The following is a 26,129-nucleotide window of genomic DNA, read 5'->3' as shown; positions in this document are numbered from 1 at the left end:
ATGCCGCACGCGCGCGCGCCGTTTCGACCCGATGCACCGGATGCCTCGCCTCGCGCGGGCGAGCCGGGGCGCGACTTCGCGTTCACGGGCGCGGATTTCGCCCGCATTCGCGCGCTGATCCATCAACGCGCGGGGATCTCGCTGTCCGAGCACAAGCGCGACATGGCGTACAGCCGCCTCGCGCGCCGCTTGCGGGCGCGCGGCCTCGACACGTTTCGCGACTACCTCGACCTGCTCGAGCAGGAAGACGATCCGCTCGAGTGGGAAGCGTTCACCAATGCGCTGACGACGAACCTGACCGCGTTCTTCCGCGAGTCGCACCACTTCCCGATCCTGTCGGATTTCGTGAAGGGGCGGCCGGCGCCGGTATCGGTCTGGTGTTCGGCGGCGTCGACCGGCGAGGAGCCTTACTCGATCGCGATCACGCTGATCGAGGCGCTTGGCGAATCGGCCGCGCGCGGCGCGTCGATCCTCGCGACCGACCTCGACACGCAGGTGCTCGCGAAGGCGGAAGCCGGCATCTACACGTACGACCAGGTCAAGCACCTGGCACCGGAACGGCTGAAGCGCTTCTTCCTGAAGGGCACGGGCCCGCAGGCCGGCCGCGTGAAGGTGCGCCCCGAGCTGCGCGCGATGATCCGCTTCGAGCAGCTGAACCTGACCGATGCGGATTACGGGATCGCGAAGCCGTTCGACGCGATCTTCTGCCGCAACGTGATGATCTATTTCGACAAGCCGACGCAGGGGCAGGTGCTGTCGCGCTTCGAGCCGCTCGTGAAGCCGGGCGGGCTGCTGTTCGCCGGCCATTCGGAAAACTTCACGTATGTCACGCAGGCGTTCCGGCTGCGCGGGCAGACGGTGTACGAACTGACCCGCGACGCCGCACAGGGCGCACGGCCGCGTGGCGCGCAGGCGCCTGCGATCGCGTCGCCGGTGCGCGCGCGGGCTGCGGGCGCCGTCGCCGCCTTGGGAGAGCGTGGATGAGCGCGCTGCCGATCGCCACCAATCGCTACTTCGACAACCACTTCGGCCGTCCCGGCGTGAAGCTGCTGCCGAACGAGTTCTTCACGACGTCCGAGGACATGGTGCTGATGACCGTGCTCGGCTCGTGCGTCGCCGCGTGCCTGCACGACCCGTATGCGGGCATCGGCGGAATGAACCACTTCATGCTGCCGGACGACGGTGCCGATCCGGGCGCGGCCGCGTCGGAATCGATGCGCTACGGCGCGTATGCGATGGAAGTGCTGATCAACGAGCTGATCAAGGCCGGCGGGCGCCGCGAACGCTTCGAGGCGAAGGTGTTCGGCGGCGCGGCCGTGCTGGCCGGGATGACGACCATCAATATCGGCGACCGCAACGCGGATTTCGTGCGCCGCTACCTGGCGCTCGAACGCATCCGCATCACGGCGGAAGACCTGCAGGGCGTGCATCCGCGCAAGGTCGCGTTCATGCCGAACAGCGGGCGCGCGATGGTGAAGAAGCTGCGGCTGCAGGTGCCGGGCGTCACCGAGCGCGAAGCCGCACTCGCCCGCGAGGCCGATCGCGCCCGCGCCGCACGGCCGCGTCCGCAGGTCGAGCTGTTCGCGGCGAAGCGTCCGGCCCCGCCGCAGCCGGTGCGGCCGCGCATCGAGCTGTTCGGCGCGCGCGGCGCGGCGCCGGCCGGCGGTGTGCGGGCGGCGAACCTATCAAGAAAGCAGGAGGCATGACCGCAGTGCAGAAGATCAAAGTATTGTGCGTCGACGATTCGGCGCTGATCCGCAGCCTGATGACGGAGATCATCAACAGCCAGCCCGACATGACGGTGTGCGCGACCGCGCCCGATCCGCTCGTCGCGCGCGAGCTCATCAAGCAGCACAACCCCGACGTGCTGACGCTCGACGTCGAAATGCCGCGCATGGACGGGCTCGACTTCCTCGAGAAGCTGATGCGCCTGCGGCCGATGCCGGTCGTGATGGTGTCGTCGCTGACCGAGCGCGGCTCGGAGATCACGCTGCGCGCGCTTGAACTCGGCGCGGTCGATTTCGTCACGAAGCCGCGCGTCGGGATTCGCGACGGGATGCTCGACTACGCGGAAAAGCTTGCCGACAAGATCCGCGCGGCGTCGCGCGCGCGCGTGCGCCAGGCGCCGCAGCCGCAGGCCGTCGCACGCGCGGCGGCGGGCCAGCCGGCCGCGCCGATGATCAACAACCCGCTCGTCAGTACCGAGAAGCTGATCATCATCGGCGCATCGACGGGCGGCACCGAGGCGATCCGCGAGGTGCTGACGCCGCTGCCGCCGGATGCACCGGCCGTGCTGATCGCGCAGCACATGCCGCCGGGCTTCACGAAATCGTTCGCGCAGCGGCTGAACGGCCTGTGCCGGATCGCGGTGAAGGAGGCCGAGCACGGCGAGCGCGTGCTGCCGGGCCATGCGTATATCGCACCGGGCCATGCGCACCTGTTGCTCGCGAGAAGCGGGGCGAACTATATTGCGCAACTGTCGGAAGAGCCGCCGGTGAACCGGCACCGCCCGTCGGTCGACGTGCTGTTCCGCTCGGCGGCGACCCACGCGGGCAAGAACGCGATCGGGGTGATCCTGACCGGGATGGGCCGCGACGGCGCGGCCGGCCTGCTGGAAATGAAACGCGCGGGCGCTCACACGTTCGCGCAGGATGAAGCAAGCTGCATCGTGTTCGGGATGCCGCGCGAGGCGATCGCGCTCGGCGGCGCGGACGAGATCGTGCCGCTCGCCGAGATGAGCCGTCGCGTGATGGCGCGCCTGGCGACGATGGGCGACCGCGTGCAGCGCGTTTGAATGGAATGTCACGGGGCGCGTGCCACGATACGCGTCCCGACGGAAACGAATCTGGAAAGGAACGACGATGGACAAGAGCATGAAAATCCTGGTGGTGGACGATTTCCCGACGATGCGCCGGATCGTCCGCAACCTGCTCAAGGAACTGGGCTACTCGAACGTCGACGAGGCCGAAGACGGCCTCGCCGGCCTGGCGCGGCTGCGCGGCGGCGGCTACGACTTCGTGATCTCGGACTGGAACATGCCGAACCTCGACGGCCTCGCGATGCTGAAGGAAATCCGCGCGGACGCGACGCTCACGCACCTGCCGGTGCTGATGGTCACGGCTGAGTCGAAGAAGGAAAACATCATCGCGGCGGCGCAGGCCGGCGCGAGCGGCTACGTCGTGAAACCGTTCACGGCCGCGACGCTCGACGAAAAGCTGAACAAGATCATCGACAAGATGGCGAAGGCCGGGAGCTGACGTGAACGAGCCGATCCATGCCGCACTGACCGGCGCCGGGTTCAGCGCCGACGGCCAGGCCGAAGGCGCCGATTTCGCGAGCGACCGCATCCTCGCGCGCATCGGCCACGTCACGCGCACGCTGCGCGACTCGATGCGCGAGCTCGGGCTCGACAAGCATGTCGAGCGTGCGGCGGAAGCCGTGCCCGATGCCCGCGACCGGCTGCGCTACGTCGCGACGATGACCGAGCAGGCTGCCGTGCGTGTGCTGAATGCGATCGAGGTCGCGAAGCCGATGCAGGAGCGCATCCAGAACGAGGCCGAGGCACTCGACGCGCGCTGGGCGCAGTGGTACGCGGCGCCGATCGAGCACGCGGAAGTGCGCGAGCTGATGGACGATACGCGCACGTTCCTGCGCACGCTGCCGGAATCGACGTCGGCGACCAGCGCGCAACTGCTCGAGATCATGCTCGCGCAGGATTTCCAGGACCTGACCGGGCAGGTGATCAAGAAGATCATGGACATGGTCTACCTGATCGAGCAGCAGCTCCTCACCGTGCTCGTCGAGAACATCGCGCCCGAGCGGCGCGAGCAGTTCGCGGCCACCGCGGCCGCGCTCGCGGCCGAACAGATGAGCCCGACCGGCAGCCCCGAGTCGCTGCTGAACGGCCCGCAGATCGCGCCGGAAGGCAAATCCGACGTGGTCCAGGACCAGGAACAGGTCGACGACCTGCTCGCCAGCCTGGGCTTCTGACCCTGCCGCATGCATCGGCGCGCCATGTTTCGCGCGGGCGCCCGATGCACGCGTCACCGCGCCACCTTATCGTTTCCCCCCATCCGCCGCACGCGTGCGGCCCGGCGGTCCTGTGTCAAATTGACACTTCGACACACTCAGCAGGCATACTACGCGTCAGCAGCAACGTAGCGTCATCCGTACGATTTCATATGTTGGGGGGCGGCGCGGGCCCGATGGCCGCACCGCCGGCAACGAAGCCAGTCCCTTGGGGGGGAACGTGAAGCTGAAACGCTTGGGCTGGGCCGTCGCGCACGCGGCGGCTGCAATGGGTGTGTTGTGGAGCGTCCACGCACACGCGGAACTGGGCGGCGCGCCGATGTCGCCGCCGGCGGACGATCAGGCCGCAACCGTGCGCGCGTTGCAGCGCGCGATGCGTCCGGCAGACGGCGTGCAGACGACGAGCACGGCCGCCTATACCGTCCGCGAGATCACGCTCGGATCGGGCACCGTCATCCACGAATACACGTCGGCCGCCGGCAGCGTGTTCGGCCTCGCGTGGCGCGGGCCGACGATGCCGGATCTCGCGTCGCTGCTCGGCAGCTATTTCCCGCAGTACACCGCTGGCGTCCAGGCGGCGCACCAGGCGCGCGGCTGGCGCGCGCCCGTGTCCGTCGACACGAGCGGCCTCGTGATCCGGACGGGCGGCCACATGGGCGCCTTCTCGGGCCAGGCGTGGCTGCCGGCGGCGCTGCCTGCCGGCCTGGCCGGCACCGATATCCAGTGACAGCGGGAGAGCGATCTTGAGCATTCCTCGTACATTCAAGCGCTGGCTCGGCGTGCTGGGCCTCGCGGCGGCAACGGCCGTACTCGTGACGGCATGCGGCGGCGGCGACGGTGGCGGCGGCAACTCGGGCAACAACGGCAACAACGGTTCGGGCGGTTCGGACGGCAATTCCGGGAGCAAGGCGGTCATCACCGTCAACTCGGGCGTCGCGAACGTGATCAATATCCCGACCATCAGCGTGAAGGTCTGCGCGCCGGGCACGTCGAACTGCCAGGTGGTCAACAACGTGCTGGTCGATACCGCGTCCTACGGGCTGCGGCTCGTCGGCAGCGCGGTGTCGGGCGTGCTCGGCAGCTTCCCGCAAGTGACGAGCGGCGGCGCGCCGGTTGCCGAGTGCGGCAAGTTCGTGTCGAGCTATACGTGGGGTTCGGTGCGCACGGTCGACCTGTCGATCGGTTCCGAGCAGGCGAGCTCGCTGCCCGTGCAGATCATCGGCGACCTCGGCACGACGAACGTGCCGAACTCGTGCACGAACGGCGGCGCGTCGGCCAATACGGCGAGCGCACTCGGCGCGAACGGGATCCTCGGCATCGGGCCGGCGCCGGTCGACTGCGGCACGACCTGCGCGACGTCGACGTCGACGAGCAACAACTACTACGCGTGCCCGAACGGCGACAACGCGAACTGCACGGTCGCGCTCGTGCCGGTGGCGCAGCAGGTGGCCAACCCGGTGCATCGTTTCGCCGACAGCAGCGGGGTGAGCGTGACGATGCCGAGCATTTCGGATAGCGGGCAGGCCAGCGCAACCGGGACGCTGACGTTCGGCCTGCCCGACCTGACCGGGAAGACCGTGATGACGTCGACCACGACGGGCGACGTCAGCGCGACGTTCCTCGGGCGCAACGTGACCGCGTTCTTCGACACGGGTTCGAACGCGTATTTCTTCAACGATGCGGGGCAGACGGCCTGCTCGAAGAATACGCAGTTCTACTGCCCGGCATCGCCGCCGGCCAGCTACTCGGCGACGCTGAGCGGCCAGAACGGCGTGGGCGCCACCGTGGCGATGTCCGTCGCGAACGCGGATTCGCTGTTCTCGAACCCGTCGACGTTCGCGTTCAACGACATCGCGGGCCCGTTCGGTTCGTCCAGCTGGCTCGACATCGGCATGCCGTACTTCTACAACCGGACGATCTACTTCGGGATGGACAAGACGGCGAGCGGCGGTGCACAGCCTTTCGTCGCGTTCTGACGCGGCACGGCCGGACACGGAACAAGGGGGCGAGCGATCGCCCCCTTTTTTTATCCGGCGGCCGGGCGCGGCACGACGGGTCGGACCGGATCGCCGCCGCGCGCGGGTCCAGCGCCTACGATGTAATACCGGCACTCGTCCGGCACGATATCGAGGAGGCAGCGCCATGAACCCGCGCATACAACGCATCACGCCGTTCCTGTGGTTCGACCGCGACGCCGAGGCGGCCGCCGGTTTCTACGTGTCGGTGTTCGACAACGCGCGCATCGTGCACGTCGCGCGCTACGGCAAGGCCGGCGCACACGTATCCGGCAGCGCGGAGGGCGCGGTGATGACCGTCGTGTTCGAGCTCGACGGGCTGGCGTTCGTCGCGCTGAACGGCGGCCCGGTGTTCCAGATCACGCCGGCCGTCTCGTTCGTCGTCAACTGCCGGGACCAGGCCGAAATCGACCGCTACTGGGCACGCCTGTCCGAAGGCGGCGACGAGCGCGCGCAGCAGTGCGGCTGGCTGCGCGACCGGTTCGGCGTGTCGTGGCAGGTCGTGCCGGTGCAGATGGCCGAACTGATGACGGGCGATCCGGCGCGCGCGGAGCGCGTGATGGCGCAGGTGATGACGATGAAGAAGCTCGATCTCGGCGCGCTGCAGCGCGCCGCGGCGGGCCAGGGCGCGGGCCCGTGACCGGCGCGAACGGGCGCTAGACCGGTGGGCGGCCGTTGCGTATCACGTGCGTATGGTCGAGGAAGCGGTGGCCGGGCCCGTACGCGGTGCTGTCGATCCGGACGGCATCGGCCGGCGCGGCCGGGTGCCCGGCGCCATCAACCGACACCGATTCGATCTCGACGACCGGCACGCACCAGGCCGCGCGGGCGCGTTCCGCCGGTTCGCCGCGCGCGTCGGCGCAGCGGAACACGAAGCTGGCGGGGAAATCCTGCGCGCGCAGGGTTTGCGTCGACCCGTTCCACGCATGGTGCAGGGCGATCGTGCCGGGGTGCGGCGCGTCAGGCGCCTGCGCACCGGGCGGCAGGGCCGGCGTATGCGTGCAGCCGGCTGCCAGCGCGCAGGCGAGCGACAGTGACGAGGCGAGCGGATGACGGAGCATGGCGCGGTTCGACCGGAATCGGGAATGGCGAAGGGTAGCGCGCTTTGCACGCGTGCGTCATGCCGGCCGGTTAATCGAATGCGGCGCCTTCGCGCCGATTATCGATCACGCTTGATTTCATTCGGGTGTAATCAAGTGCTGGATTATCCGGGGCTGCAGTTTCTATCAGGTTTTCAAGATTATTAAAATGACGTGGCATGCAAGCCTGCGACACGGCGTTACGCCATTGCAACCGTTCTCGCGTTGTATCGGCAGGCCGGACGGGCAGGCGAGCGCTTTGGTCAGCATGCGAAAAGAGATGGAACACGTCGAAATTCAAACATATAATGCCGGCGTTGTTTCCGAGGTGCCAATATAAAACATGAGGGTAATAAAATGAATTTTTCTGAAGCCGTTCGTTCCGTACTCAATAAATACGCGACATTCGAAGGCCGTGCGCGTCGTGCCGAATACTGGTATTTCGTGTTGCTGAGCTTCATTCTTTCGATGGTCGCCCAGATCATCGACGTGGCGGGCCGTAACGCGGGCCTGATCACGCTGCTGCTGCTCGGCGTGCTGTTCCTGGTTTCGCTGGCGCTGATCATTCCGGGCATCGCGGTCAGCGTCCGCCGCCTGCACGATACGGGCCGCTCGGGCTGGTTCCTGCTGATCGCGCTGATTCCGATCGTCGGCGGCATCCTGCTGCTCGTGTGGACGTGCTCGCGCGGCACCGAAGGCCCGAACCGCTTCGGCGCGGATCCGGTTCCGGCTGTCTGACCGACGCCTGCCCCGACGCGACGCCGTCGCGTCGGGGCCTGATTTCGCGTCGCACGTGCGGTGTCGTTTCACCGCTTCACCCTTTCCGCGCCTTTTCCTCGCATCGCGCGGTCGCCGCTCCGTCCGGAGCCGCGCCCCGTCTTCGCACCGGCCAGCACGTTTCTCGGCCGCGCCGCACACCGTTCCGTCCCCCTGTCCAGCCCGGTTCGTACCGGCTCGCCCGATTCTTCGAAATACCCCCCTTTCCCGGCTTTGCTCGACCGATCGGCGTTTGACGCCTCCATGAATAATCGGTGTCACTGGAAAGCGGCATTCCGCCGTACCCGACTGGAGGCCCCGTGGCAGACGAGAGCGATCTCGACAAGACCGAAGCCGCCACTCCCAGGCGCCGCGAGAAGGCGCGCGAGGAGGGGCAGGTCGCGCGTTCGCGCGAGCTGGCTTCGTTCGCGCTGCTCGCGGCCGGGTTCTACGGCGCGTGGCTGCTCGCGGGCCCGTCGGGCGGGCATCTGCAGGCGATGCTGCGCGGCGCGTTCACGTTCGATCGTGCGACCGCGTTCGACACGAACCGGATGCTGTCGGCGGCCGGCAGCGCGAGCCTCGAAGGCTTCGCCGCGCTGCTGCCGCTCCTCGCGCTCACCGGCCTAGCCGCGCTGCTCGCGCCGATGGCGCTCGGCGGCTGGCTGATTTCGCAGAAGACGTTCGAGCTGAAATTCGACCGGCTGAACCCGATTTCGGGCCTCGGCCGGATCTTCTCGATCCAGGGGCCGATCCAGCTCGGGATGTCGCTCGCGAAGACGCTGGTCGTCGGCGGGATCGGCGGCATCGCGATCTGGCGCAGCAAGGACGAGCTGCTCGCCCTCGCGACCCAGCCGCTGGGCGTGGCGCTGCCCGATGCGCTGCACCTGGTCGCCGTGTGCTGCGGCACGACGGTCGCCGGGATGCTGGTGGTCGCCGCGCTCGATGTGCCTTACCAACTCTGGCAGTACAACAAGAAGTTGCGCATGACGAAGGAAGAAGTGAAGCGCGAGCATCGCGAGAACGAAGGCGATCCGCACGTGAAGGGGCGGATCCGCCAGCAGCAGCGCGCGATCGCGCGCCGCCGGATGATGGCGGCCGTGCCGAAGGCCGACGTGGTCGTCACGAACCCGACGCACTTCGCCGTCGCGCTGCAATACACGGACGGCGAGATGCGCGCGCCGAAGGTCGTCGCGAAGGGCGTGAACCTCGTCGCCGCGCGCATCCGCGAACTCGCGGCCGAACACAACGTGCCGCTGCTCGAAGCGCCGCCGCTCGCGCGTGCGCTGTATCACAACGTCGAACTCGAGCGCGAGATTCCCGGCTCGCTGTACTCGGCCGTTGCCGAAGTGCTCGCGTGGGTCTACCAGCTCAAGCGCTTCCGTTCGGAAGGCGGTGCGTTCCCGGCGGTGCCGGTCGATCTGGATGTGCCGGCCGACCTCGACAAGGGTACGTCGGTGTCCGCCGACGACGAGCGCGACGAGCAGGAAGACAGCCTCGGTAAGGCAGGTACGGCATGAGCACCCCGACCAGCCTGTTCGCGAAGCGCCCGAACCTGCTCGCGGGGACCAACCTGCGCGCGCTCGCGGGCCCGATCCTCATCTGCATGATCTTGGGGATGATGATCCTGCCGCTGCCGCCGATGCTGCTGGATCTGCTGTTCACGTTCAACATCGCGCTGTCCGTGATGGTGCTGCTCGTCAGCATGTACACGATGAAGCCGCTCGACTTCGCGGCGTTCCCGAGCGTGCTGCTGTTCTCGACGCTGCTGCGCCTGTCGCTGAACGTCGCGTCGACGCGCGTCGTGCTGCTCGAAGGCCACACGGGGCCCGATGCGGCCGGCCAGGTGATCGAGGCGTTCGGCCACTTCCTCGTCGGCGGCAACTTCGCGGTCGGTATCGTCGTGTTCGTGATCCTGATGATCATCAACTTCATGGTGATCACGAAGGGCGCGGGGCGAATCGCCGAAGTGTCCGCGCGCTTCACGCTCGACGCGATGCCCGGCAAGCAGATGGCGATCGACGCCGACCTGAACGCGGGCCTCATCAACGAAGAGCAGGCACGCAAGCGCCGCCAGGCCGTGTCGCAGGAAGCCGAGTTCTACGGGTCGATGGACGGCGCGTCGAAGTTCGTGCGCGGCGACGCGATCGCCGGCCTGATCATCATGGCGATCAACGTGATCGGCGGGCTGATCGTCGGCATGGTGCAGCACGACATGAGCTTCGCCGCGGCCGGCACGAACTACACGCTGCTGACGATCGGCGACGGCCTCGTCGCGCAGATCCCGTCGCTCGTGATCTCGACCGCGGCCGGCGTGATCGTGTCGCGCGTCGCGACCGACGAGGACATCGGCACGCAGATCACCGGCCAACTGTTCACGAACCCGCGCGTGCTGAACATCACCGGCGCGATCATCGTGCTGATGGGGCTGATCCCGGGGATGCCGCACTTCGCGTTCCTCGCGCTCGGCGGCGGCGCGATCTGGCTGGCCCGCACGCAGACCAAGCGCGCGGCGGCCCGCAAGGCGGCCGGCGACGTGACCGACATCGCGCCGCCCGCCGTGCTGCCGTCGGACAGCCACGAGGCGACCTGGGACGACGTGCAGCTGATCGATCCGCTCGGGCTGGAAGTCGGCTACCGGCTGATTCCGCTCGTCGACAAGAACAGCGACGGCGAGCTGCTCAAGCGCATCAAGAGCATCCGCAAGAAATTCGCGCAGGAAATCGGCTTCCTGCCGCCGGTGATCCATATCCGCGACAACCTCGAACTGCGGCCGAACGCATACCGGATCGCGCTGAAGGGCGTCGAGATCGGCGTCGGCGAAGTGTTCCCGGGCCAGTGGCTCGCGATCAACCCCGGCCAGGTGACGGCCGCGCTGCCCGGCGCCGTCACGCAGGATCCCGCGTTCGGGCTGCCGGCCGTGTGGATCGACGTCGCGATGCGCGAACAGGCGCAGGTGTACGGCTACACGGTGGTCGACGCGAGCACGGTCGTCGCGACGCACCTGAACCATCTGGTCGTCCAGCATGCGGCCGAGCTGCTCGGCCGCCAGGAAGTGCAGGCGCTCGTCGAGCGCACCGGCAAGGACGCGCCGTCGCTCGTCGAGGACCTCGTACCGAAGACGATCTCGCTGACGACGCTGCAGAAGGTACTGCAGAACCTGCTCGAGGAAGGCGTACCGATCCGCGACATGCGCACGATCCTCGAGGCCGTGTCCGAACACGCGGGCCGCGGCGACGCGTTCGAGATCACGGCCGCGGTGCGGCTCGCGCTCGGCCGCGCGATCACGCAGCAGTGGTATCCGGGCGCGGGCGAGATGCAGGTGATGGGCCTCGATTCGAATCTCGAGCGCGTGCTGTCGCAGGCGCTCGCCACCGGCGCGAACCCGGGCCTCGAGCCCGGCCTCGCGCACAACCTTCTGACCGGCACGCAACAGGCGATGCTGCGTCAACAGAATCTCGGGCTGCCGCCCGTGCTGCTCGTGCAGCACGCGCTGCGCGCGATGCTCGCGCGTTTCCTGCGCCGCAGCCTGCCGCAATTGAAAGTGCTGTCGTATGCCGAAGTGCCGGACACACGCACGATCAAAGTCGTTAACGTCATCGGGGGTTCCGCTTGAACATTCGCAAATTCACCGGCGCAACGAGCCGCGACGCCCTTCGTCTCGTGCGCGAGGCACTCGGCGCCGACGCGGTCGTGCTGTCGAACCGCACGCTCGATGACGGCAGCGTCGAAATCGTTGCACTCGCCGATTCGGACCTGGCCGCCGTGACGCCGCCGGCCGCGGCGCGGCCGCGCCTCGCCACCTCGCGCGCGCCGGAATCCGTGCCGGCCGCCGCGGTGCCGGGCATCGTGTCGCGCCCGGGAGCGGCGCTGGCCCGCCCGGCCGTCAATCCGTATGCAGCGGGCGAAGGCGGGCTGCCGGACGTGTTCTCGTCGGTGTTCGGCGCCAGCGCCGACGCGGACGAGGCGGCAGCCGCACACGCTTCGGCGATCGATGTGGACGTGCTGGGCGGCACGCCGTCGGGTGGCGACCCGCTGGCCGGCATGCCGGCGGCGGCCGCACCGTCTTCCGCCACCCCCGTTTCCAGCGCGCCGGCCGCGGCTTCCGAACCCGCGCCGTGGCTGGTCGAGCACGCGAAGCGCCTGACGCAGCAGCGCGACGCGCTGATGGCGCGTGCGCAGGCGACGCCCGCCGCGCCGCAAGCGAGCGCGCCTGCTCCGCAGGCCGCCGCGAGCGCGACGCCGCCTGAATGGGCACGCGACATCGTGCGCGACGCCGAACGCCGGATGCCGGCCGCCGCCCCCCGCGCGCCCGATACGAACACGAGCGCGGCGCATGCCGCGAAGGCGGCCGAGCGCACGCGCCTGTCCGCCGACGCGGCCGCCGTGGTGGCCGATGCGGTGAAATCGCGCATCGAGCGGATCGTCAACGATACGGTGATGCACGAACTCGGCGAACTGCGCGGGATGATGGAAGAGCAGTTCGACAGCCTGATGTGGCACGACCGCCAGCGTCGCAGCGCCGTGCATGGCGCGCTGACGAAGCACCTGTTCGCGGCCGGTTTCTCCGCGCAGCTCGTGCGGATGCTGGTCGACAACCTGCCGGCCGGCGACGACGCGCAGACCGTCGAACAGGCCGCCGAATGGGCGCAGTCGGTGCTCGCGTCGAACCTGCCGGTGCTCGACAGCGAGGACGCGCTGATGGAGCGCGGCGGCGTGTTCGCGCTGATGGGGCCGACGGGCGTCGGCAAGACCACCACCACCGCGAAGCTGGCCGCGCGCTGCGTGATGCGCTTCGGCGCGAGCAAGGTCGCGCTGCTGACCACCGACAGCTACCGGATCGGCGGCCACGAGCAACTGCGCATCTTCGGCAAGATCCTCGGCGTGCCGGTGCACGCGGTGAAGGATGCCGGCGACCTCGCACTCGCGCTGTCCGAGCTGCGCAACAAGCACATCGTGCTGATCGACACGATCGGCATGAGCCAGCGCGACCGCGCGGTATCCGACCAGATCGCGATGCTGCACGGCGCGAACGCCCCGGTGCAGCGCCTGCTGCTGCTCAACGCGACGAGCCATGGCGACACGCTCAACGAAGTCGTGCAGGCGTACCGCAGCGCGGGCGAGCATCCGGACCTGGCCGGCTGCATCCTGACGAAGCTCGACGAGGCGACCCACCTCGGCGGCGTGCTCGACACCGTGATCCGCTACAAGCTGCCGGTCCACTACGTGTCGACCGGCCAGAAGGTGCCGGAGAACCTGTACGTCGCATCGACCCGTTTCCTGCTGAAGAGCGCGTTCTGCGTACCGCGCGACGGCTCGCCCTTCGTGCCGCAAGACGAGGACATGCCGACGCTGCTTTCCGCATTGACCGCACGTTCCACCGCCGAGCTGCACGAGGTGCGATTTGGATAAACGAATCATCGATCAGGCCGAAGGGCTGCGGCGCCTGCTGGCCGGGCGCGCGTCGCGCATCGTCGCGGTGACGGGCGGGCCGGCGGGGGTCGGCTGCACGTCCACCGTCGTGAACCTGGCGGCGGCGCTCGCGTCGCTCGGCAAGGACGTGCTCGTCGTCGACGAGCGTGCCGACGTGCAATCGGCCAGCGCGACACTGGCGGGCGCGTGGCTGCGCGACGGCGAGCGCACGCGGGTGGCGGCCGGCTTCGGCCTGTGCGCCGCCGCGCGGCTCGCGCGCACCGGCTACACCGACGCGCAGCTCAGCGATTTCATCGACGGCCCGGCCGACATCGTCCTCGTCGACGCGCAGCTCGGCGCCGACGGCGCGTTCTCGGCGCTCGCGCGCGAAGCGCACGACGTGCTGGTCGTCACGCGGGTCGCCGCGCAGGCGATCACCGAGGCGTACGCGTGCATGAAGCGGTTGCATTTCGCGCATGCGTTCGCGCAGTTCCGCGTGCTGACCAATCACGTCGGCAGCCATGCGGACGCGAAGGTCGCGTTCGACAACCTCGCGGGCGTCGCGAGCCGCTACCTGACCGTGTCGATTGCCGACGCGGGCTGCGTGAGCGCCGATCCGCTCGTCGAGCATGCGCGCGAACTGACGCGGGCCGCGGTCGATGCGTTCCCGTCGTCGGCCGCCGCGCGCGACTACCGGCAGATTGCCGCCGACCTGCTGTACTGGCCGATGCGCCCGCGTTCGGGTGCGGGCCGCGCCGTGCACGCGGGCGGCAAGCCGTCGTATGAGGCGGGCGCGGCACACGCCGCGTGAGCGCCACCGGAAGGAGAGAGCCATGATGTACAACGCTCAAGGAAAGATGTCCCAGGCCGACGTGCTCGCGCAATATGCGCCGCTCGTGCGACGCCTCGGGCTGCAGCTCGTCGCGAAGATGCCGGCGAGCGTCGACCTCGACGACCTGATCCAGGCCGGCATGATCGGCCTGATGGACGCGGCCGGCCGCTACAAGGAAGACCAGGGCGCGCAGTTCGAGACCTACGCGACCCAGCGCATTCGCGGCGCGATGCTCGACGAGCTGCGCAGCAACGACTGGCTGCCGCGCAGCCTGCGCAAGACGTCGCGCGAGGTCGAGCACGCGGTGCACCAGGTCGAGCAGCATCTCGGCCGCTCGGCGAGCGAGACCGAGATCGCGCAGCACCTGAACATGCCGCTCGACGAATACCAGGGGATGCTGCAGGACCTGCACGGCAGCCAGCTGATCTACTACGAGGATTTCGACCGCGCGGCCGACGACGAGCCGTTCCTCGACCGCTACCGCGTCGATCACGCCGATCCGCTGTCGGCGCTGCTCGACGAGCATCTGCGCGAAGCGCTCGTCGAGGCGATCGAGCGGCTGCCGGAGCGCGAGAAGCTGCTGATGTCGCTGTACTACGAACGGGGTCTGAATCTGCGCGAGATCGGCGCGGTGCTCGAAGTGAGCGAATCGCGCGTGTGCCAGCTGCACAGCCAGGCCGTCGCGCGCCTGCGCGCGCGGCTGCGCGAACAGGCGTGGGTCGGCGCGGAGTCCTGACCCTTTCCTGACGGCCGCGCGCGCCGACGCCGCGCGCTTGTGCCGGGTGAGTGCCGTGTGTGCGGTGCTTGCGCATTCCGCGCGCCGATTTGCTACAATCCCCTCCGTTTTCCGAGGAGCGTTGCGACGGGCCATTCCGGCTCGCCAGGCTCGGAAGGCTTCACCAAGCAGCCGTGCGGCGCATGCGCGCCGGCTCCGCTTCCTGAACGGCGCTCACGTCACCAATCTAGAAACTTTTTAGAAAGGAGGGCGTGATGAACGCCATTATCGATTCCAAAGCTTCCAACGATTACGTCGTCGCCGACATGGCGCTGGCCGGCTGGGGCCGCAAGGAACTGAACATTGCCGAGACCGAAATGCCGGGCCTCGTGCAGATCCGCGACGAATACAAGGCGCAGCAGCCGCTGAAGGGCGCGCGCATTGCCGGTTCGCTGCACATGACGATCCAGACGGGTGTGCTGATCGAGACGCTGAAGGCGCTCGGCGCGGACGTCCGCTGGGCCTCGTGCAACATCTTCTCGACGCAGGACCACGCAGCTGCCGCGATCGTCGAATCCGGCACGCCGGTGTTCGCATTCAAGGGCGAATCGCTCGACGAATACTGGGAGTTCTCGCACCGCATCTTCGAATGGCCGAACGGCGAATTCGCGAACATGATCCTGGACGACGGCGGCGACGCAACGCTGCTGCTGATCCTCGGCGCGAAGGCCGAGAAGGACCGTTCGGTGATCGCGAAGCCGACCAACGAAGAAGAAGTCGCGCTGTACAAGTCGATCGCGCAGCACCTCGACGCGGACCCGACCTGGTACTCGACGCGCCTCGCGCACATCAAGGGCGTGACCGAAGAAACCACGACCGGCGTGCACCGCCTGTACCAGATGGAAAAGGACGGCCGCCTGCCGTTCCCGGCGTTCAACGTGAACGATTCGGTCACGAAGTCGAAGTTCGACAACCTGTACGGCTGCCGTGAATCGCTGGTCGACGGCATCAAGCGCGCGACCGACGTGATGATCGCGGGCAAGGTCGCGGTCGTCGCGGGCTACGGCGACGTGGGCAAGGGCTGCGCGCAATCGCTGCGCGGCCTCGGCGCGACCGTGTGGGTCACCGAAATCGACCCGATCTGCGCGCTGCAGGCGGCGATGGAAGGCTACCGCGTCGTGACGATGGAATACGCGGCCGACAAGGCCGACATCTTCGTGACGGCGACCGGCAACTTCCACGTGATCGGCCACGATCACATGAAGGCGATGCGCCACAACGCGATCGTCTGCAACATCGGTCACTTCGACTCGGAAATCGACGTCGCGTCGACCCGCCAGTACCAGTGGGAAAACATCAAGCCGCAGGTCGACCACATCATTTTCCCGGACGGCAAGCGCGTGATCCTGCTGGCGGAAGGCCGCCTCGTGAACCTCGGCTGCGCGACCGGCCACCCGTCGTTCGTGATGTCGAACTCGTTCGCGAACCAGACGCTCGCGCAGATCGAGCTGTTCGTGCGCGGCGCCGAGTACGAGAACAAGGTGTACGTGCTGCCGAAGCACCTCGATGAAAAGGTCGCGCGCCTGCACCTCGCGCGCATCGGCGCGAACCTGTCCGTGCTGTCGGACGAACAGGCTTCGTACATCGGCGTCGCGAAGGAAGGCCCGTTCAAGCCGAACCACTACCGCTACTGATCCGATGCGCCGCTGCCGCGGTGCCGAGCGCGCGTCGCCGACGCGCCCACGGTACGGCGGCACGGCGCGGATCGCCGGCTGCCGCGGCGCGCCTTCGGGCACCCGCGGCGGCCGGCGGCGGCCACTGATCGTACCGATCGACAACCGAACCGGAGCACTCCATGAGCGTCATCCTCACCTGGGTCATCAACGCGCTCGCGCTGCTGATCATCACGTACCTCGTGCCGTCGATCCACATCAAGAGCTTCGGCACGGCGCTGATCATCGCGGTCGTGCTCGGCCTGATCAACACGGTGATCCGCCCGGTGCTGATCCTGCTGACGCTGCCCGTCACGATCGTCACGCTCGGGGTGTTCATCCTCGTCGTGAACGCGCTGTGTTTCTGGTTCGCGTCGTCGCTGCTGAAGGGCTTCGAGGTGTCGGGCTTCTGGTCCGCGTTCTTCGGTTCGATCTTGTACAGCATCGTGTCGTGGCTGCTGTCCGCGCTGATCTTCGGGCAGCGCGACATCGGCTGATCTTTTCGAATCATGAAACCGATCGAACTCTCGTTTGAATTCTTCCCGCCGAAGACGGCGGAAGGCGTCGAGAAGCTGCGCGCCACGCGTGCGCAGCTGCTGCCGCTGAAGCCGAAATTCGTGTCCTGCACGTTCGGCGCCGGCGGTTCGACGCAGCAGGGCACGCTCGATACGGTGCTCGACATGCAGAAGGACGGCCTCGAGGCCGCGCCGCACCTGTCGTGCATCGGCTCGTCGCGCGACAGCCTGCGCGCGATCCTCGACCAGTACCGCTCGTACGGCATCCGCCACATCGTCGCGCTGCGTGGCGACCTGCCGTCGGGGATGGGCGAGGTCGGCGAGCTGCGCTACGCGTCGGAGCTCGTCAGCTTCATCCGTGCCGAGCATGGCGACTGGTTCCACATCGAAGTCGCCGCGTATCCGGAATACCACCCGCAGTCGCGTTCGCCGAAGGCCGATCTCGAGAACTTCGCACGCAAGGTGAAAGCCGGCGCGAATTCCGCGATCACGCAGTATTTCTTCAACGCGGACGCGTATTTCCGCTTCGTCGACGACGTGCGCAAGCTCGGCGTGGACGTGCCGATCGTACCGGGCATCATGCCGATCACGAACTTCTCGCAGCTGATGCGCTTCTCGGAAATGTGCGGCGCGGAAGTGCCGCGCTGGGTCGCGCGCCGGCTCGAGAGCTTCGGCGACGATCGTGAGTCGATCCGCGCGTTCGGCGCGGACGTCGTCACGGGCCTGTGCCAGCGTCTCGTCGACGCGGGCGTGCCCGGGCTGCATTTCTACACGCTGAATGCGGCCGCGGCGACGAAGACGGTCTGCGAACGGCTCGTATAAGCACGGCGCCAGCCTGCAGCACCAACGAAAGCCCCGCCGGTTCCGCCGGCGGGGCTTTTTTCATCGGGCGCCGCGCGTCAGCGCTGCGCCTGCATCAGCGGCGGGCGGCGGTCGAACCACGGCCGCGCCTGTTCGAGTTGCCGTGCGAGCTTGAGCAGCAGCGCGTCGTCGGCGTGACGCGCGACGAACTGCACGCCGATCGGCAGCCCGCGCGCGTTCCAGTAGAGCGGCACCGACATCGCCGGCTGGCCGGTCAGGTTGAACAGTTCGGTGCAGCCGGCCCACGTGAACGCCTTTTCCGACGACTTCGCGAGCATTTCCTTCAGCAGCGGCTTCACCGGCAGCGCGGCGAGCACCTTCATCTGGGCCGATTCGAACGGCGTCGGCTGCAATTCGCCGATCTTCACCGGCGGGCCCGCGAGCGACGCGCACAGGATCGCGTCGTAGCGCGACACGAGGCCGGCGACCTGCACGGTGAGCTGGCGCTGCCATTCGAGCACGTCCGGCAGGCGCGTGCGCGCGAGGCGCCGGCCGACCACGGCCATCGCCCACGTCGCGGCTTCGAATTCGCCGCGTTTCGGCGTGCGGCCGGTCATCGCGCGTGCGCCGAGCACCATCTCCTCGGCGATCGTCGCCCATAGCGTCAGGAAGGTTTCGGCCGCGCGCGCGTAGTTGACGTGCAGCGTTGCCGGCTCGACATGGTGGCCGAGCGATTCGAGCAGCGCGGCCGCGTCGTCGAGCGCCGCACGCGTGTCGTCGGCGAGTGCCGGCGCGAGCATCGGGTCGAGCACGAGGCCGATCCGCAGCGGGCCGGGCGGCGTGTCGAGTTCGCCGAGGAACGTGCCGGGTGCGCCGGTCGGCAAGGTCTGGCCGGTCGTCACGTCGAGCAGCAGCGCGCTGTCGCGCACACTGCGCGTGACTGCATGCTGGACCACCAGCTCGCCGCTCGACGGCAGGTCGACGAGCACCGGGTTGCGGCTCGGCTTCAGGCCGAACAGCCCGCAGCACGACGCCGGAATGCGGATCGAGCCGCCGCCGTCGGACGCATGCGCGACCGGCACGATGCCGGCCGCGACGGCCGCCGCCGCGCCGCCGCTCGAGCCGCCGGGCGTGTGGTCGAGATTCCACGGGTTGCGGCACGCGCCGAACAGTTCGGGTTCCGTGTACGGCATCTGGCCGATTTCCGACGTGTTGGTCTTGCCGAACACGTTGAGACCGGCCGCGCGGCTTCGCGCGATCACCGGCGAATCGTCGGTGGGCACGAAATACCGGTAGTGCCGGCTGCCCATCGACAGCGGCAGGCCGGCAACCGCCGCACCGAGATCCTTCACGAGATAGGGAACACCGGCGAACGGCGCGTCGGCGCCGCCAGCGGGTGTGGCGGCCGCACGCTGACGTGCGGCTTCGTAGTCCTGCAGCACGATCGCGTTGATCGCGCTGTTGACCGCTTCGGCCTGGCCGATCGCGGCGTCGAGCAGTTCGCGCGGGCTCGCCTTGCGTTCGCGTACCAGTGTGGCGAGGCCGATCGCGTCATGCGCGAGATAGTCCGAGTGCATCGCAGTCACCCCCGTTGTGACTCGTGGCGATGACAGCAGCATAACGCGGGCCCGCTGCGCGGGGCCCGCGGCCGGCCGATTTTAGAGGTGCTCGGCGAGGAAGGTCAGCGTGCGGCCGTGCGCGAGCGCCGACGCGCGCTGGTTGTACGACGCGCGATCCGTGCAGTTGAAGCCGTGCTCGGCGCCCGGGTACACGTGGAACGACGCATCGCCGTGGCTGGCGAATGCGGCCTTCACCTGGTCGACCGCCGTGAGCGGGATCCCGTGGTCGTTTTCCGCGTAGTGGAACAGGATCGGCTGCGTGACCTTGCCGGCGAGGTCGAGCGCGTTCTGGATGCCGCCGCCGTAGTAGGCCACGGCCGCGTCGATCTTGCCGGTCGCGGCCGCACGGTACGCGAGCTGGCCGCCGAAGCAGTAGCCGATCGCGGCGACCTTGCCGGCCACTTCGGGGCGCGCGCGCAACGCATCGGCTGCCGCGCCGATGTCCGCGACCGCGAGACCCACGTCGGTCTTTTTCATCAGCTCGATGCCCTTGTCGCGATCCGCGCCTTCGTAGGTCAGCTCGACGCGCGGCTGCGTGCGCCAGAACACGTCCGGCGCGAGCGCGACGAAGCCGTCGGACGCGTACTGGTCGGCGACCGCGCGGATGTGCGAGTTCACGCCGAAGATCTCCTGGATGATGATGACGGCAGGGCCGGTGCCGCGCTTGGGCAGCGCGAGATAGCCGCCGAAGCTGTCGTTATCGGTCGGGATGTCGATCCATTGGGCTGTCACGTTCTGAACTCCTGGCGAACGGGGTGCGCGATGCGCGCCCCGAGGGTGAAAGAGGGCGGCCTAGTGTGCCACCGATCCTGTGACGGTGCAGGGCACGCGCCCGCTTCTCGCGCAGCGATCGTTTCGATCTCGATTATTCATTTTTCGGCATTGGGCCGCTTCGATAGAGTCGATGTGTCCGCCTTTACAAAGCGCTTTCGCACATCGTCATCGAAGGATTCGCCATGTCTGCCCGTCTGTTTGCCACACCTTTTTCCGAACGCTTCGGCCTGCGCCTGCCGCTCGTGCAGGCGCCGATGGTCGGCGCGACCACGACCGCGATGGTCGCCGCCGCCTCGAATGCCGGCGCGCTCGGCAGTCTCGGCGCCGCCGCGTTCGCGCCCGAGCGCCTCGCGACCGAAGTCGAGGCCATCCGCGCGGCGACCGATCGCCCGTTTGCGGTCAACCTGTTCGTGCTGCCGGATGCCGCGCCCGATGCGGCGACCGTGGCCCGCGCGCTGGCCGCGATCGACCCGCTGAATGCGACGCTCGGGTTGCCGCCGGGCATCGCCCCCGCGCGCTACGCGCCCGACTTTCGTGCGCAGCTCGATGCGCTGGTGGCGTTGCGCGTGCCCGTTGCGAGCTTCACGTTCGGCGTGCTCGATGCGGCCGACGTCGCGCGCCTGAAGGCCGCCGGCACCTACGTGATCGGCACCGCGACACACGTGGCCGAGGGGCTCGCATGGCAGGCGGCCGGCGCCGACGCGCTGTCCGCGCAGGGCGCCGAGGCAGGTGGCCATCGCGGCACGTTCATCGGTTCCGCCGCCGATGCGCTGATCGGCACGCTCGCGCTCGTGCCGCAACTGGTCGACGCGACGGGCCTGCCCGTGCTGGCCGCGGGGGGCATCATGGACGGCCGCGGGATCGCGGCCGCGCTTGCCCTCGGCGCGCAGGGCGCGCAGCTCGGCACCGCGTTCCTCACCTGCACGGAAAGCGCGATCGCGGCGGACTGGAAGGCACGCCTGCTCGCGAGTGCCGATACGTCGACACAGGTCACGCGCGCGATCACCGGCCGCCACGCGCGCGGGCTGCGCAACACGCTGATGGCCCGGCTCGGCGAACGCGTGGCCGATGCCGCGCCGTACCCGGTGCAGAACGCGCTGACGCAGCCGCTGCGCCAGGCCGCCGCACGCGCGAACGACGGCGACTACCTGTCGCTGTGGGCCGGGCAGGGCGCGCCGCTCGCGCGGCGGCGCGGCGATGCGCTGACGACGTCGCAGCTGGTTGCCGCACTCGATGCCGAATGGCGTGCGGCGGCTGCCTGAATCGTTCATATCGGACGACGAAACGCGCGTTGTCACGCGCGTTTCATTCAATGATCGTGGGCACAAAATACCGAATCGAAATGCCCCGGGAATGTTTTAAAACGACCTTTCAGCCAGTCGTCAGGAATTAGCGGAAACCCTTATCCGGCGGGGCTCGCAGCGATATTCGAGTAGTCATTCCAAAGTGCGCATATCGGTAGTGATACCACTACCCCAAAAAAGTCCCACAAATTAATTTGATCACCTACACTTGCGCGCAAGTACGGGCGGGCAGCTGCTAAAAGCGGCCGTTTTCACGTGCTGAGGCCAAGTGCATGAACGATGCAACCGGCGAATCGTCCAGTGATTGCAAACACAGGGATGGCAGCGGGGCACCGGGCGATGGCGTTTATTGGGACCGAAACTGGAGACTTACATGAATATCAAGATGCAAAAGCTGTTGCCGATCACCGCCGCGGCGATGCTGTGCGTTGCAGCTGCAAGCAACGCGGCCGCCGATCAAGTCGTCAAGATCGGCCACGTCGCGCCCTTGACGGGCGGCATTGCACACCTGGGCAAGGACAACGAAAACGGTGCGCGTCTCGCAGTCGAGGAGATCAACGCCAAGGGTCTCACGATCGGCGGCCAGAAAATCACGCTGCAACTCGACCCGCAGGATGACGCGGCCGACCCGCGGCAGGCCACGCAGGTTGCGCAGAAGCTCGTCGACGACAAGGTCGTCGCGGTGGTCGGCCACCTGAACTCGGGCACGTCGATCCCGGCCTCGAAGATCTACAGCGATGCGGGCATCGTGCAGATCTCGCCGTCGGCGACCAACCCGGCCTACACGCAGCAGGGCTTCAAGACCACGTACCGCGTGGTGGCCACCGATGCGCAGCAGGGCCCGGCACTCGCGAACTACGCGCACTCGAAGGGCATCAAGAGCGTGGCCGTGGTCGACGATTCGACCGCGTACGGCCAGGGTCTCGCGAACGAGTTCGAGAAGAAGGCCAAGGCGCTCGGCCTGAAGGTGATGTCGCATGACGCGACCAACGACAAGGCGGTCGACTTCCGCGCGATTCTGACCAAGATCAAGGGCGAGAATCCGGACGCGATCATGTACGGCGGCATGGACGCGACGGGCGGCCCGTTCGCGAAGCAGGCGAAGCAGCTCGGCCTGCGCGCGAAGATCTTCGCGGGTGACGGCGTGTGCACGGAAAAGCTGGCCGACCTGGCCGGCGACGCGACCGACAACGTAGTGTGCTCGGAAGCCGGTGCTTCGCTCGAGAAGATGTCGGGCGGCGCGGCGTTCAAGGCGAAGTACGAGAAGCGCTTCGGCCAGCCGATCCAGATCTACGCACCGTTCACGTATGACGCCGTGTACATCATCGTCGATGCGATGAAGCGCGCGAACTCGACGGATCCGGCGAAGATCCTCGCAGCCATGCCGACGACGAACTACTCGGGCGTGATCGGCACGACGACGTTCGACTCGAAGGGCGACCTGCAGCACGGCGTGATTTCGCTGTACAACTACAAGAACGGCAAGAAGTCGCTGCTCGACGAAGTGAAGATGTAACGCAACAAGCGGTCAACAGAAGGGGTGAAAGCGCGCATGCGGCAACGCATGCGCGTTTTCTTTTTGGGCCGGCGCGGGCCGCACGTCAGATCTTCAGCCGCGCGAGCACCTTCGGCGCGATGGCTGCGACGAGCGCCGCGCACAGCGCGACGACGGACAGGCCGATCGTCAGGTTCGCGGCCTGCGCGACCGCACCGATCACGACCGGACCGAACAGCATGCCGAAATACGCGAGCCCGGCCACGTGCGCGAGCCCTTCGGCCGCGTGGATGCCTTTCACGCGCGCGGCGGCCGCGAACAGCACCGGCATCATGTTCGCGAGGCCGAGGCCCATCAGCGTGAAGCCGGTCAGCACCGCGGCCGAATAAGGCAGCAGCAGTGCGCCGATCATCCCCGCGCAGGCGAGCGACGCGCTCGCGAACACGAGCTGCGGCGCGCCGAAGCGGGCGCGCACGGCGTCGCCCGCGAAGCGCGCGACGGCCATCCCGCCCGAGAACGCGGCATAGGCGGCGCTCGCGAGCGCGGGGCTCGCCGCGACGACGTCGCGCATGTAGACCGTCGCCCAGTCGTACATCGCGCCTTCGGCGATCAGCGCGATGAGCGCGATGCCACCGAGCATCCACAGGGCGGGCGAGCGCCAGCGGTTGCCGCCGCCGTGAGCGTGTTCGTGGTGCGGCACATGCGGCAGCACGGCCGGGCTGGCGACCGCGAGCACCGTCGCGCTCGTCGCTGCCGCGAGCGCGAGATGCACGGCCGGCGCCATGCCGGCCGACAGCAGCGCGCCGCCGGCGGCCGCGCCTGCCATCCCGCCGATGCTGAACATGCCGTGCAGCGACGACATGATCGGCCTGCCGATCGCGATTTCGACCGCGCTGGCCTCGGCGTTCATCGCGACGTCGAGCGTCGCCATCGAGAAGCCGAACAGCGCGAGCACGGCGAGCAGCAGCGGGTAGTCGGGCACGACGAGGATCAGCGCCGCGCAGGCCGACATCACGAGCCCGCCCGCGAGGCAGGCGGTGCGCGAGCCGACACGCGCGATCCAGCGCGCGATGGTCAGCATCGCGGCGATCGAGCCGACGGCGACCGCGAACAGCGCGATCGACAGCAGCCCGGGGCTCAGCGCGAACTTGTCGCGCACGGTCGGCACGTGCACGCCCCACGACGCGAACATCATGCCGGCGACGAAGAACAGCGCCATCGACGCTGCGCGCGCGCGCTGGCGGGCCGGCAGCGACAGCTTGCGATGCGCGTCGGGCGGCGCGGCGAACGGGGACGACGATTCGGGGGAGGATGCTTCGGACACGGCAAGGCTCGTCAAAAAAAGCGCGGACGCACGCGGCGCCCGTCGGACCCGTCCGATTCTATCGAATCGCTTACGATCCTGCCGGGCGATGGCCGATCGGACGACGGTCCGGCGATTACCCGGCGACTCGCGTTCGGCCGCGTCGACCGGATAGGCCGTTCGGCCGATGCGCGGCGTACCGCGCCCGCGGGTAACATCGAAGCGCATGGCGTGCCCGGCGCGCCGCCCTTCGACCGCAGGAGTCCTCTTGAACATCGATCCCGCTCTCGCGCTGCATCTGCTGCACCGTTGCGCACTCGGCACGCTCGCCACCCATGCGCGCGATCCGCAGGGCTTTCCGTATCCGACGGTCGTCCCGTTTGCACCTGATGCGAGCCATCGTCCGCTGATCCTCGTGAGCGGCCTCGCGGAGCACACGCGCAATCTGGCTGCCGATCCGCGCGCGGGCTTCCTCGTCGTCGACGCGCCCGGCGGCGACGTGCTGAACGCCGAGCGCGCGACGCTGCTCGGCCGGTTCGTACCGCTCGGCGACGATCCGCACGTCACCGCGCGCTATTGTCGGTACGAGCCGGACGCCGCGCGCTATCTCGCGCTCGGCGATTTCACGTTCTGGGCGCTCGACGTCGAGCGGCTACGCTATATCGGCGGCTTCGGGCGCATGGGCTGGGTCGACGGCACGCAGCTCGATGCGTTGCCGCCGCTCGCCTTCGACGAAGAACAGGCGTTATGGGACGCGTACGATGCCGGCGCTGCGCGTCGCGACGGGCTCGCATTGCTCGGCGTCGATCGCCACGGCGCCGACTGGCGATATGACGGCCGTCGCGTGCGCACGCCGTTCGATTCGCCATTGGCCGATGCGGGCGCATTGCGCGAGCGGCTGATTGCGTGCGCGCGGGATGTGACCTGACGTCGCGGTTGCCGGTCTGTCCGCAGTTTGCCCGTTTAGCGCACCGCGCCATCCCATAATCGTCAAGCTGTCGTCCGATGAGAGCTTTGATTTTTCCGAATGCAGGGTAATTGCGTATGTTGATAGGCCCAATAGACAATGGCTAATGTCCTAATCTCTGTGTAGGAACGTAAAAATTTGAGAAAAGGCCGCGACCGGTCAAAATGACACGCGTGATTTTCAATTGATCTCGGGATTTTCATGAATCTCGCTTCTATCAAATCTTTTTTGTGCTAATCTCTGCCTTCAAAAATCCGAGGCACATATATTTCATGAATGGTGAGCTGGCTCAGACCGGCGCCATTGGTCAGATAGAAAGGGAAACTATGTCTTCTTACAAGGACCTGCTGGCCCAGCGGGAGAAGCTGGAGAAGCAAATCGAAGAAGCGAAGTCGCGTGAATACGCTGAAGTGCTGAATGACGTGAAGCAGAAAATTGCCGACTACGGCTTTTCGCTCGCCGAACTCGGTCTCAGCCGCGCGAAGGCAGGTAAGGTTGGCCGTCCGCGCGCAGGCGTGGCCGCGAAATACCGCGATCCGGAAACGGGCGCGACGTGGTCGGGCCGCGGCAAGCCGCCGCGCTGGATTGCGGGCAAGGACCGCGAACAGTTCGCGATTTAAACATCTGTTTAAGTTGCCTGTTCTTCAAAAGAGCCGCGTGCCGTTAAGGAGCGCGGCTTTTTTGTTTCACGATGACTCCAGCCCGGTAGTTCGCTGGACTGCGCCGTAGCTAGATACAGCAGGTTTATCAATAACTTACGCGCGTCCATCATATGCCGGTGCTTTCTGAAACTTGACCCGGTTT

At 67.8% G+C, this 26,129-nt stretch carries 26 protein-coding genes and 1 riboswitch; of the genes, 21 read left to right on the top strand and 5 right to left on the bottom strand.

Translation table 11 applies throughout. The features are described from left to right. From QZM67_RS23605 to QZM67_RS23570, 8 genes are all read left to right on the top strand, one after another. Nucleotides 1-984 (top strand): CheR family methyltransferase, encoded by a 984-nt coding sequence (locus QZM67_RS23605; RefSeq protein ID WP_043185047.1) that lies wholly within the window; start codon nt 1-3, stop codon nt 982-984. Next, nucleotides 981-1,706: a chemoreceptor glutamine deamidase CheD gene (cheD, locus tag QZM67_RS23600; protein WP_301806992.1), complete on the top strand. Its 726-nt coding sequence runs from the start codon at nt 981-983 to the stop codon at nt 1,704-1,706. Before QZM67_RS23605 ends, cheD begins: the two co-directional genes overlap by 4 nt. Further along, nucleotides 1,703-2,794, top strand: a complete 1,092-nt coding sequence (locus QZM67_RS23595; RefSeq protein ID WP_089449699.1) for a chemotaxis response regulator protein-glutamate methylesterase — start codon at nt 1,703-1,705, stop codon at nt 2,792-2,794. Before cheD ends, QZM67_RS23595 begins: the two co-directional genes overlap by 4 nt. A gap of 67 nt (nt 2,795-2,861) precedes the next feature. Beyond that, nucleotides 2,862-3,257 (top strand): chemotaxis response regulator CheY, encoded by a 396-nt coding sequence (gene cheY, locus QZM67_RS23590; RefSeq protein WP_006485893.1) that lies wholly within the window; start codon nt 2,862-2,864, stop codon nt 3,255-3,257. 1 nt (nt 3,258) lies between these two features. After that, the gene (gene cheZ / locus QZM67_RS23585; RefSeq protein WP_043185055.1) at nt 3,259-3,990 is read left to right on the top strand and encodes a protein phosphatase CheZ; all 732 of its coding nucleotides are present in this window, start codon (nt 3,259-3,261) and stop codon (nt 3,988-3,990) included. Nucleotides 3,991-4,249: 259 nt separating this feature from the next. Beyond that, nucleotides 4,250-4,756, top strand: a complete 507-nt coding sequence (locus QZM67_RS23580) for a DUF2844 domain-containing protein (protein ID WP_043185237.1) — start codon at nt 4,250-4,252, stop codon at nt 4,754-4,756. A 16-nt stretch (nt 4,757-4,772) separates the two neighbouring features. Beyond that, complete coding sequence (locus tag QZM67_RS23575; protein ID WP_301806990.1) at nt 4,773-6,005, top strand: DUF3443 family protein; 1,233 nt, start codon at nt 4,773-4,775, stop codon at nt 6,003-6,005. Nucleotides 6,006-6,171: 166 nt separating this feature from the next. Then, the gene (locus QZM67_RS23570) at nt 6,172-6,684 is read left to right on the top strand and encodes a VOC family protein (RefSeq protein ID WP_175024219.1); all 513 of its coding nucleotides are present in this window, start codon (nt 6,172-6,174) and stop codon (nt 6,682-6,684) included. A 16-nt stretch (nt 6,685-6,700) separates the two neighbouring features. Here the strand turns inward: QZM67_RS23570 and QZM67_RS23565 are convergent, their stop codons facing one another. Then, the gene (locus QZM67_RS23565) at nt 6,701-7,105 is read right to left on the bottom strand and encodes a hypothetical protein (RefSeq protein WP_301806988.1); all 405 of its coding nucleotides are present in this window, start codon (nt 7,103-7,105) and stop codon (nt 6,701-6,703) included. A 70-nt stretch (nt 7,106-7,175) separates the two neighbouring features. Further along, entirely contained in the window at nt 7,176-7,424 is a 249-nt protein-coding gene (locus QZM67_RS23560) for a hypothetical protein (RefSeq protein ID WP_301806987.1), read from the bottom strand. A 56-nt stretch (nt 7,425-7,480) separates the two neighbouring features. Between QZM67_RS23560 and QZM67_RS23555 the strand changes: the two genes are divergently transcribed. The 9 genes from QZM67_RS23555 to metF all read left to right on the top strand — a co-directional run bounded on the left by QZM67_RS23555 (nt 7,481) and on the right by metF (nt 17,884). After that, entirely contained in the window at nt 7,481-7,861 is a 381-nt protein-coding gene (locus tag QZM67_RS23555; RefSeq protein WP_301806985.1) for a DUF805 domain-containing protein, read from the top strand. 338 nt (nt 7,862-8,199) lie between these two features. After that, nucleotides 8,200-9,396 (top strand): flagellar biosynthesis protein FlhB, encoded by a 1,197-nt coding sequence (gene flhB / locus QZM67_RS23550; RefSeq protein ID WP_043185065.1) that lies wholly within the window; start codon nt 8,200-8,202, stop codon nt 9,394-9,396. Further along, the gene (gene flhA, locus QZM67_RS23545; protein ID WP_301806980.1) at nt 9,393-11,492 is read left to right on the top strand and encodes a flagellar biosynthesis protein FlhA; all 2,100 of its coding nucleotides are present in this window, start codon (nt 9,393-9,395) and stop codon (nt 11,490-11,492) included. Before flhB ends, flhA begins: the two co-directional genes overlap by 4 nt. Then, on the top strand, nt 11,489-13,288 hold the full coding sequence (flhF, locus tag QZM67_RS23540; protein ID WP_301806978.1) for a flagellar biosynthesis protein FlhF: 1,800 nt from the start codon (nt 11,489-11,491) through the stop codon (nt 13,286-13,288). Before flhA ends, flhF begins: the two co-directional genes overlap by 4 nt. Further along, on the top strand, nt 13,281-14,099 hold the full coding sequence (locus tag QZM67_RS23535) for an AAA family ATPase (RefSeq protein ID WP_043185072.1): 819 nt from the start codon (nt 13,281-13,283) through the stop codon (nt 14,097-14,099). The genes flhF and QZM67_RS23535 overlap by 8 nt, the downstream gene beginning before the upstream one ends. 22 nt (nt 14,100-14,121) lie before the next feature. Then, a complete protein-coding gene (locus QZM67_RS23530) occupies nt 14,122-14,856 on the top strand; it encodes an RNA polymerase sigma factor FliA (protein ID WP_006484033.1) in 735 nt (244 codons plus the stop codon). A gap of 107 nt (nt 14,857-14,963) precedes the next feature. Further along, nucleotides 14,964-15,078: riboswitch (S-adenosyl-L-homocysteine riboswitch) on the top strand. A gap of 32 nt (nt 15,079-15,110) precedes the next feature. Beyond that, the gene (ahcY, locus tag QZM67_RS23525) at nt 15,111-16,529 is read left to right on the top strand and encodes an adenosylhomocysteinase (RefSeq protein ID WP_175024225.1); all 1,419 of its coding nucleotides are present in this window, start codon (nt 15,111-15,113) and stop codon (nt 16,527-16,529) included. 161 nt (nt 16,530-16,690) lie between these two features. Beyond that, nucleotides 16,691-17,044 (top strand): phage holin family protein, encoded by a 354-nt coding sequence (locus QZM67_RS23520; RefSeq protein ID WP_006477367.1) that lies wholly within the window; start codon nt 16,691-16,693, stop codon nt 17,042-17,044. A 12-nt stretch (nt 17,045-17,056) separates the two neighbouring features. Continuing rightward, nucleotides 17,057-17,884: a methylenetetrahydrofolate reductase [NAD(P)H] gene (gene metF / locus QZM67_RS23515; RefSeq protein WP_043185076.1), complete on the top strand. Its 828-nt coding sequence runs from the start codon at nt 17,057-17,059 to the stop codon at nt 17,882-17,884. Nucleotides 17,885-17,961: 77 nt separating this feature from the next. On the opposite strand, the gene QZM67_RS23510 is transcribed toward metF, so the two are convergent. Both QZM67_RS23510 and QZM67_RS23505 read right to left on the bottom strand, forming a co-directional pair. Continuing rightward, a complete protein-coding gene (locus QZM67_RS23510) occupies nt 17,962-19,440 on the bottom strand; it encodes an amidase (RefSeq protein ID WP_301807213.1) in 1,479 nt (492 codons plus the stop codon). A gap of 81 nt (nt 19,441-19,521) precedes the next feature. Next, nucleotides 19,522-20,214, bottom strand: coding sequence for a dienelactone hydrolase family protein (locus tag QZM67_RS23505; RefSeq protein WP_301806976.1), 693 nt, complete (start codon nt 20,212-20,214; stop codon nt 19,522-19,524). Between the two features lie 224 nt (nt 20,215-20,438). On the opposite strand from QZM67_RS23505, the gene QZM67_RS23500 reads away from it, so the two are divergent. Together QZM67_RS23500 and QZM67_RS23495 are read left to right on the top strand one after the other, a co-directional pair. Further along, nucleotides 20,439-21,518 (top strand): nitronate monooxygenase family protein, encoded by a 1,080-nt coding sequence (locus QZM67_RS23500; RefSeq protein WP_301806975.1) that lies wholly within the window; start codon nt 20,439-20,441, stop codon nt 21,516-21,518. Between the two features lie 415 nt (nt 21,519-21,933). Continuing rightward, entirely contained in the window at nt 21,934-23,076 is a 1,143-nt protein-coding gene (locus tag QZM67_RS23495; protein ID WP_011350617.1) for a branched-chain amino acid ABC transporter substrate-binding protein, read from the top strand. Between the two features lie 85 nt (nt 23,077-23,161). Here the strand turns inward: QZM67_RS23495 and QZM67_RS23490 are convergent, their stop codons facing one another. Next, a complete protein-coding gene (locus QZM67_RS23490; protein WP_301806974.1) occupies nt 23,162-24,379 on the bottom strand; it encodes an MFS transporter in 1,218 nt (405 codons plus the stop codon). A gap of 247 nt (nt 24,380-24,626) precedes the next feature. Between QZM67_RS23490 and QZM67_RS23485 the strand changes: the two genes are divergently transcribed. Then, on the top strand, nt 24,627-25,286 hold the full coding sequence (locus QZM67_RS23485) for a HugZ family protein (protein ID WP_175024229.1): 660 nt from the start codon (nt 24,627-24,629) through the stop codon (nt 25,284-25,286). Nucleotides 25,287-25,651: 365 nt separating this feature from the next. Beyond that, complete coding sequence (locus QZM67_RS23480) at nt 25,652-25,945, top strand: H-NS family nucleoid-associated regulatory protein (protein ID WP_043185090.1); 294 nt, start codon at nt 25,652-25,654, stop codon at nt 25,943-25,945. Nucleotides 25,946-26,129 lie beyond the last annotated feature (184 nt).

Source organism: Burkholderia sp. AU45251 (assembly GCF_030482905.1).
GTDB lineage: Bacteria > Pseudomonadota > Gammaproteobacteria > Burkholderiales > Burkholderiaceae > Burkholderia > Burkholderia aenigmatica.
The sequence above is the reverse complement of the archived record's forward strand: the minus strand, read 5'-3'. Positions and strand labels throughout refer to the sequence as shown.

Bases quoted from the DNA above. Each gene is read 5' to 3' on its own strand.
- QZM67_RS23605 (WP_043185047.1), top strand. From the start codon at position 1: ATGCCGCACGCGCGCGCGCCGTTTCGACCCGATGCACCGGATGCCTCG.
- cheD (WP_301806992.1), top strand. From the start codon at position 981: ATGAGCGCGCTGCCGATCGCCACCAATCGCTACTTCGACAACCACTTC.
- QZM67_RS23595 (WP_089449699.1), top strand. From the start codon at position 1,703: ATGACCGCAGTGCAGAAGATCAAAGTATTGTGCGTCGACGATTCGGCG.
- cheY (WP_006485893.1), top strand. From the start codon at position 2,862: ATGGACAAGAGCATGAAAATCCTGGTGGTGGACGATTTCCCGACGATG.
- QZM67_RS23570 (WP_175024219.1), top strand. From the start codon at position 6,172: ATGAACCCGCGCATACAACGCATCACGCCGTTCCTGTGGTTCGACCGC.
- QZM67_RS23565 (WP_301806988.1), bottom strand. From the start codon at position 7,105: ATGCTCCGTCATCCGCTCGCCTCGTCACTGTCGCTCGCCTGCGCGCTG.
- QZM67_RS23555 (WP_301806985.1), top strand. From the start codon at position 7,481: ATGAATTTTTCTGAAGCCGTTCGTTCCGTACTCAATAAATACGCGACA.
- flhA (WP_301806980.1), top strand. From the start codon at position 9,393: ATGAGCACCCCGACCAGCCTGTTCGCGAAGCGCCCGAACCTGCTCGCG.
- QZM67_RS23530 (WP_006484033.1), top strand. From the start codon at position 14,122: ATGATGTACAACGCTCAAGGAAAGATGTCCCAGGCCGACGTGCTCGCG.
- ahcY (WP_175024225.1), top strand. From the start codon at position 15,111: ATGAACGCCATTATCGATTCCAAAGCTTCCAACGATTACGTCGTCGCC.
- QZM67_RS23520 (WP_006477367.1), top strand. From the start codon at position 16,691: ATGAGCGTCATCCTCACCTGGGTCATCAACGCGCTCGCGCTGCTGATC.
- metF (WP_043185076.1), top strand. From the start codon at position 17,057: ATGAAACCGATCGAACTCTCGTTTGAATTCTTCCCGCCGAAGACGGCG.
- QZM67_RS23510 (WP_301807213.1), bottom strand. From the start codon at position 19,440: ATGCACTCGGACTATCTCGCGCATGACGCGATCGGCCTCGCCACACTG.
- QZM67_RS23500 (WP_301806975.1), top strand. From the start codon at position 20,439: ATGTCTGCCCGTCTGTTTGCCACACCTTTTTCCGAACGCTTCGGCCTG.
- QZM67_RS23495 (WP_011350617.1), top strand. From the start codon at position 21,934: ATGAATATCAAGATGCAAAAGCTGTTGCCGATCACCGCCGCGGCGATG.
- QZM67_RS23480 (WP_043185090.1), top strand. From the start codon at position 25,652: ATGTCTTCTTACAAGGACCTGCTGGCCCAGCGGGAGAAGCTGGAGAAG.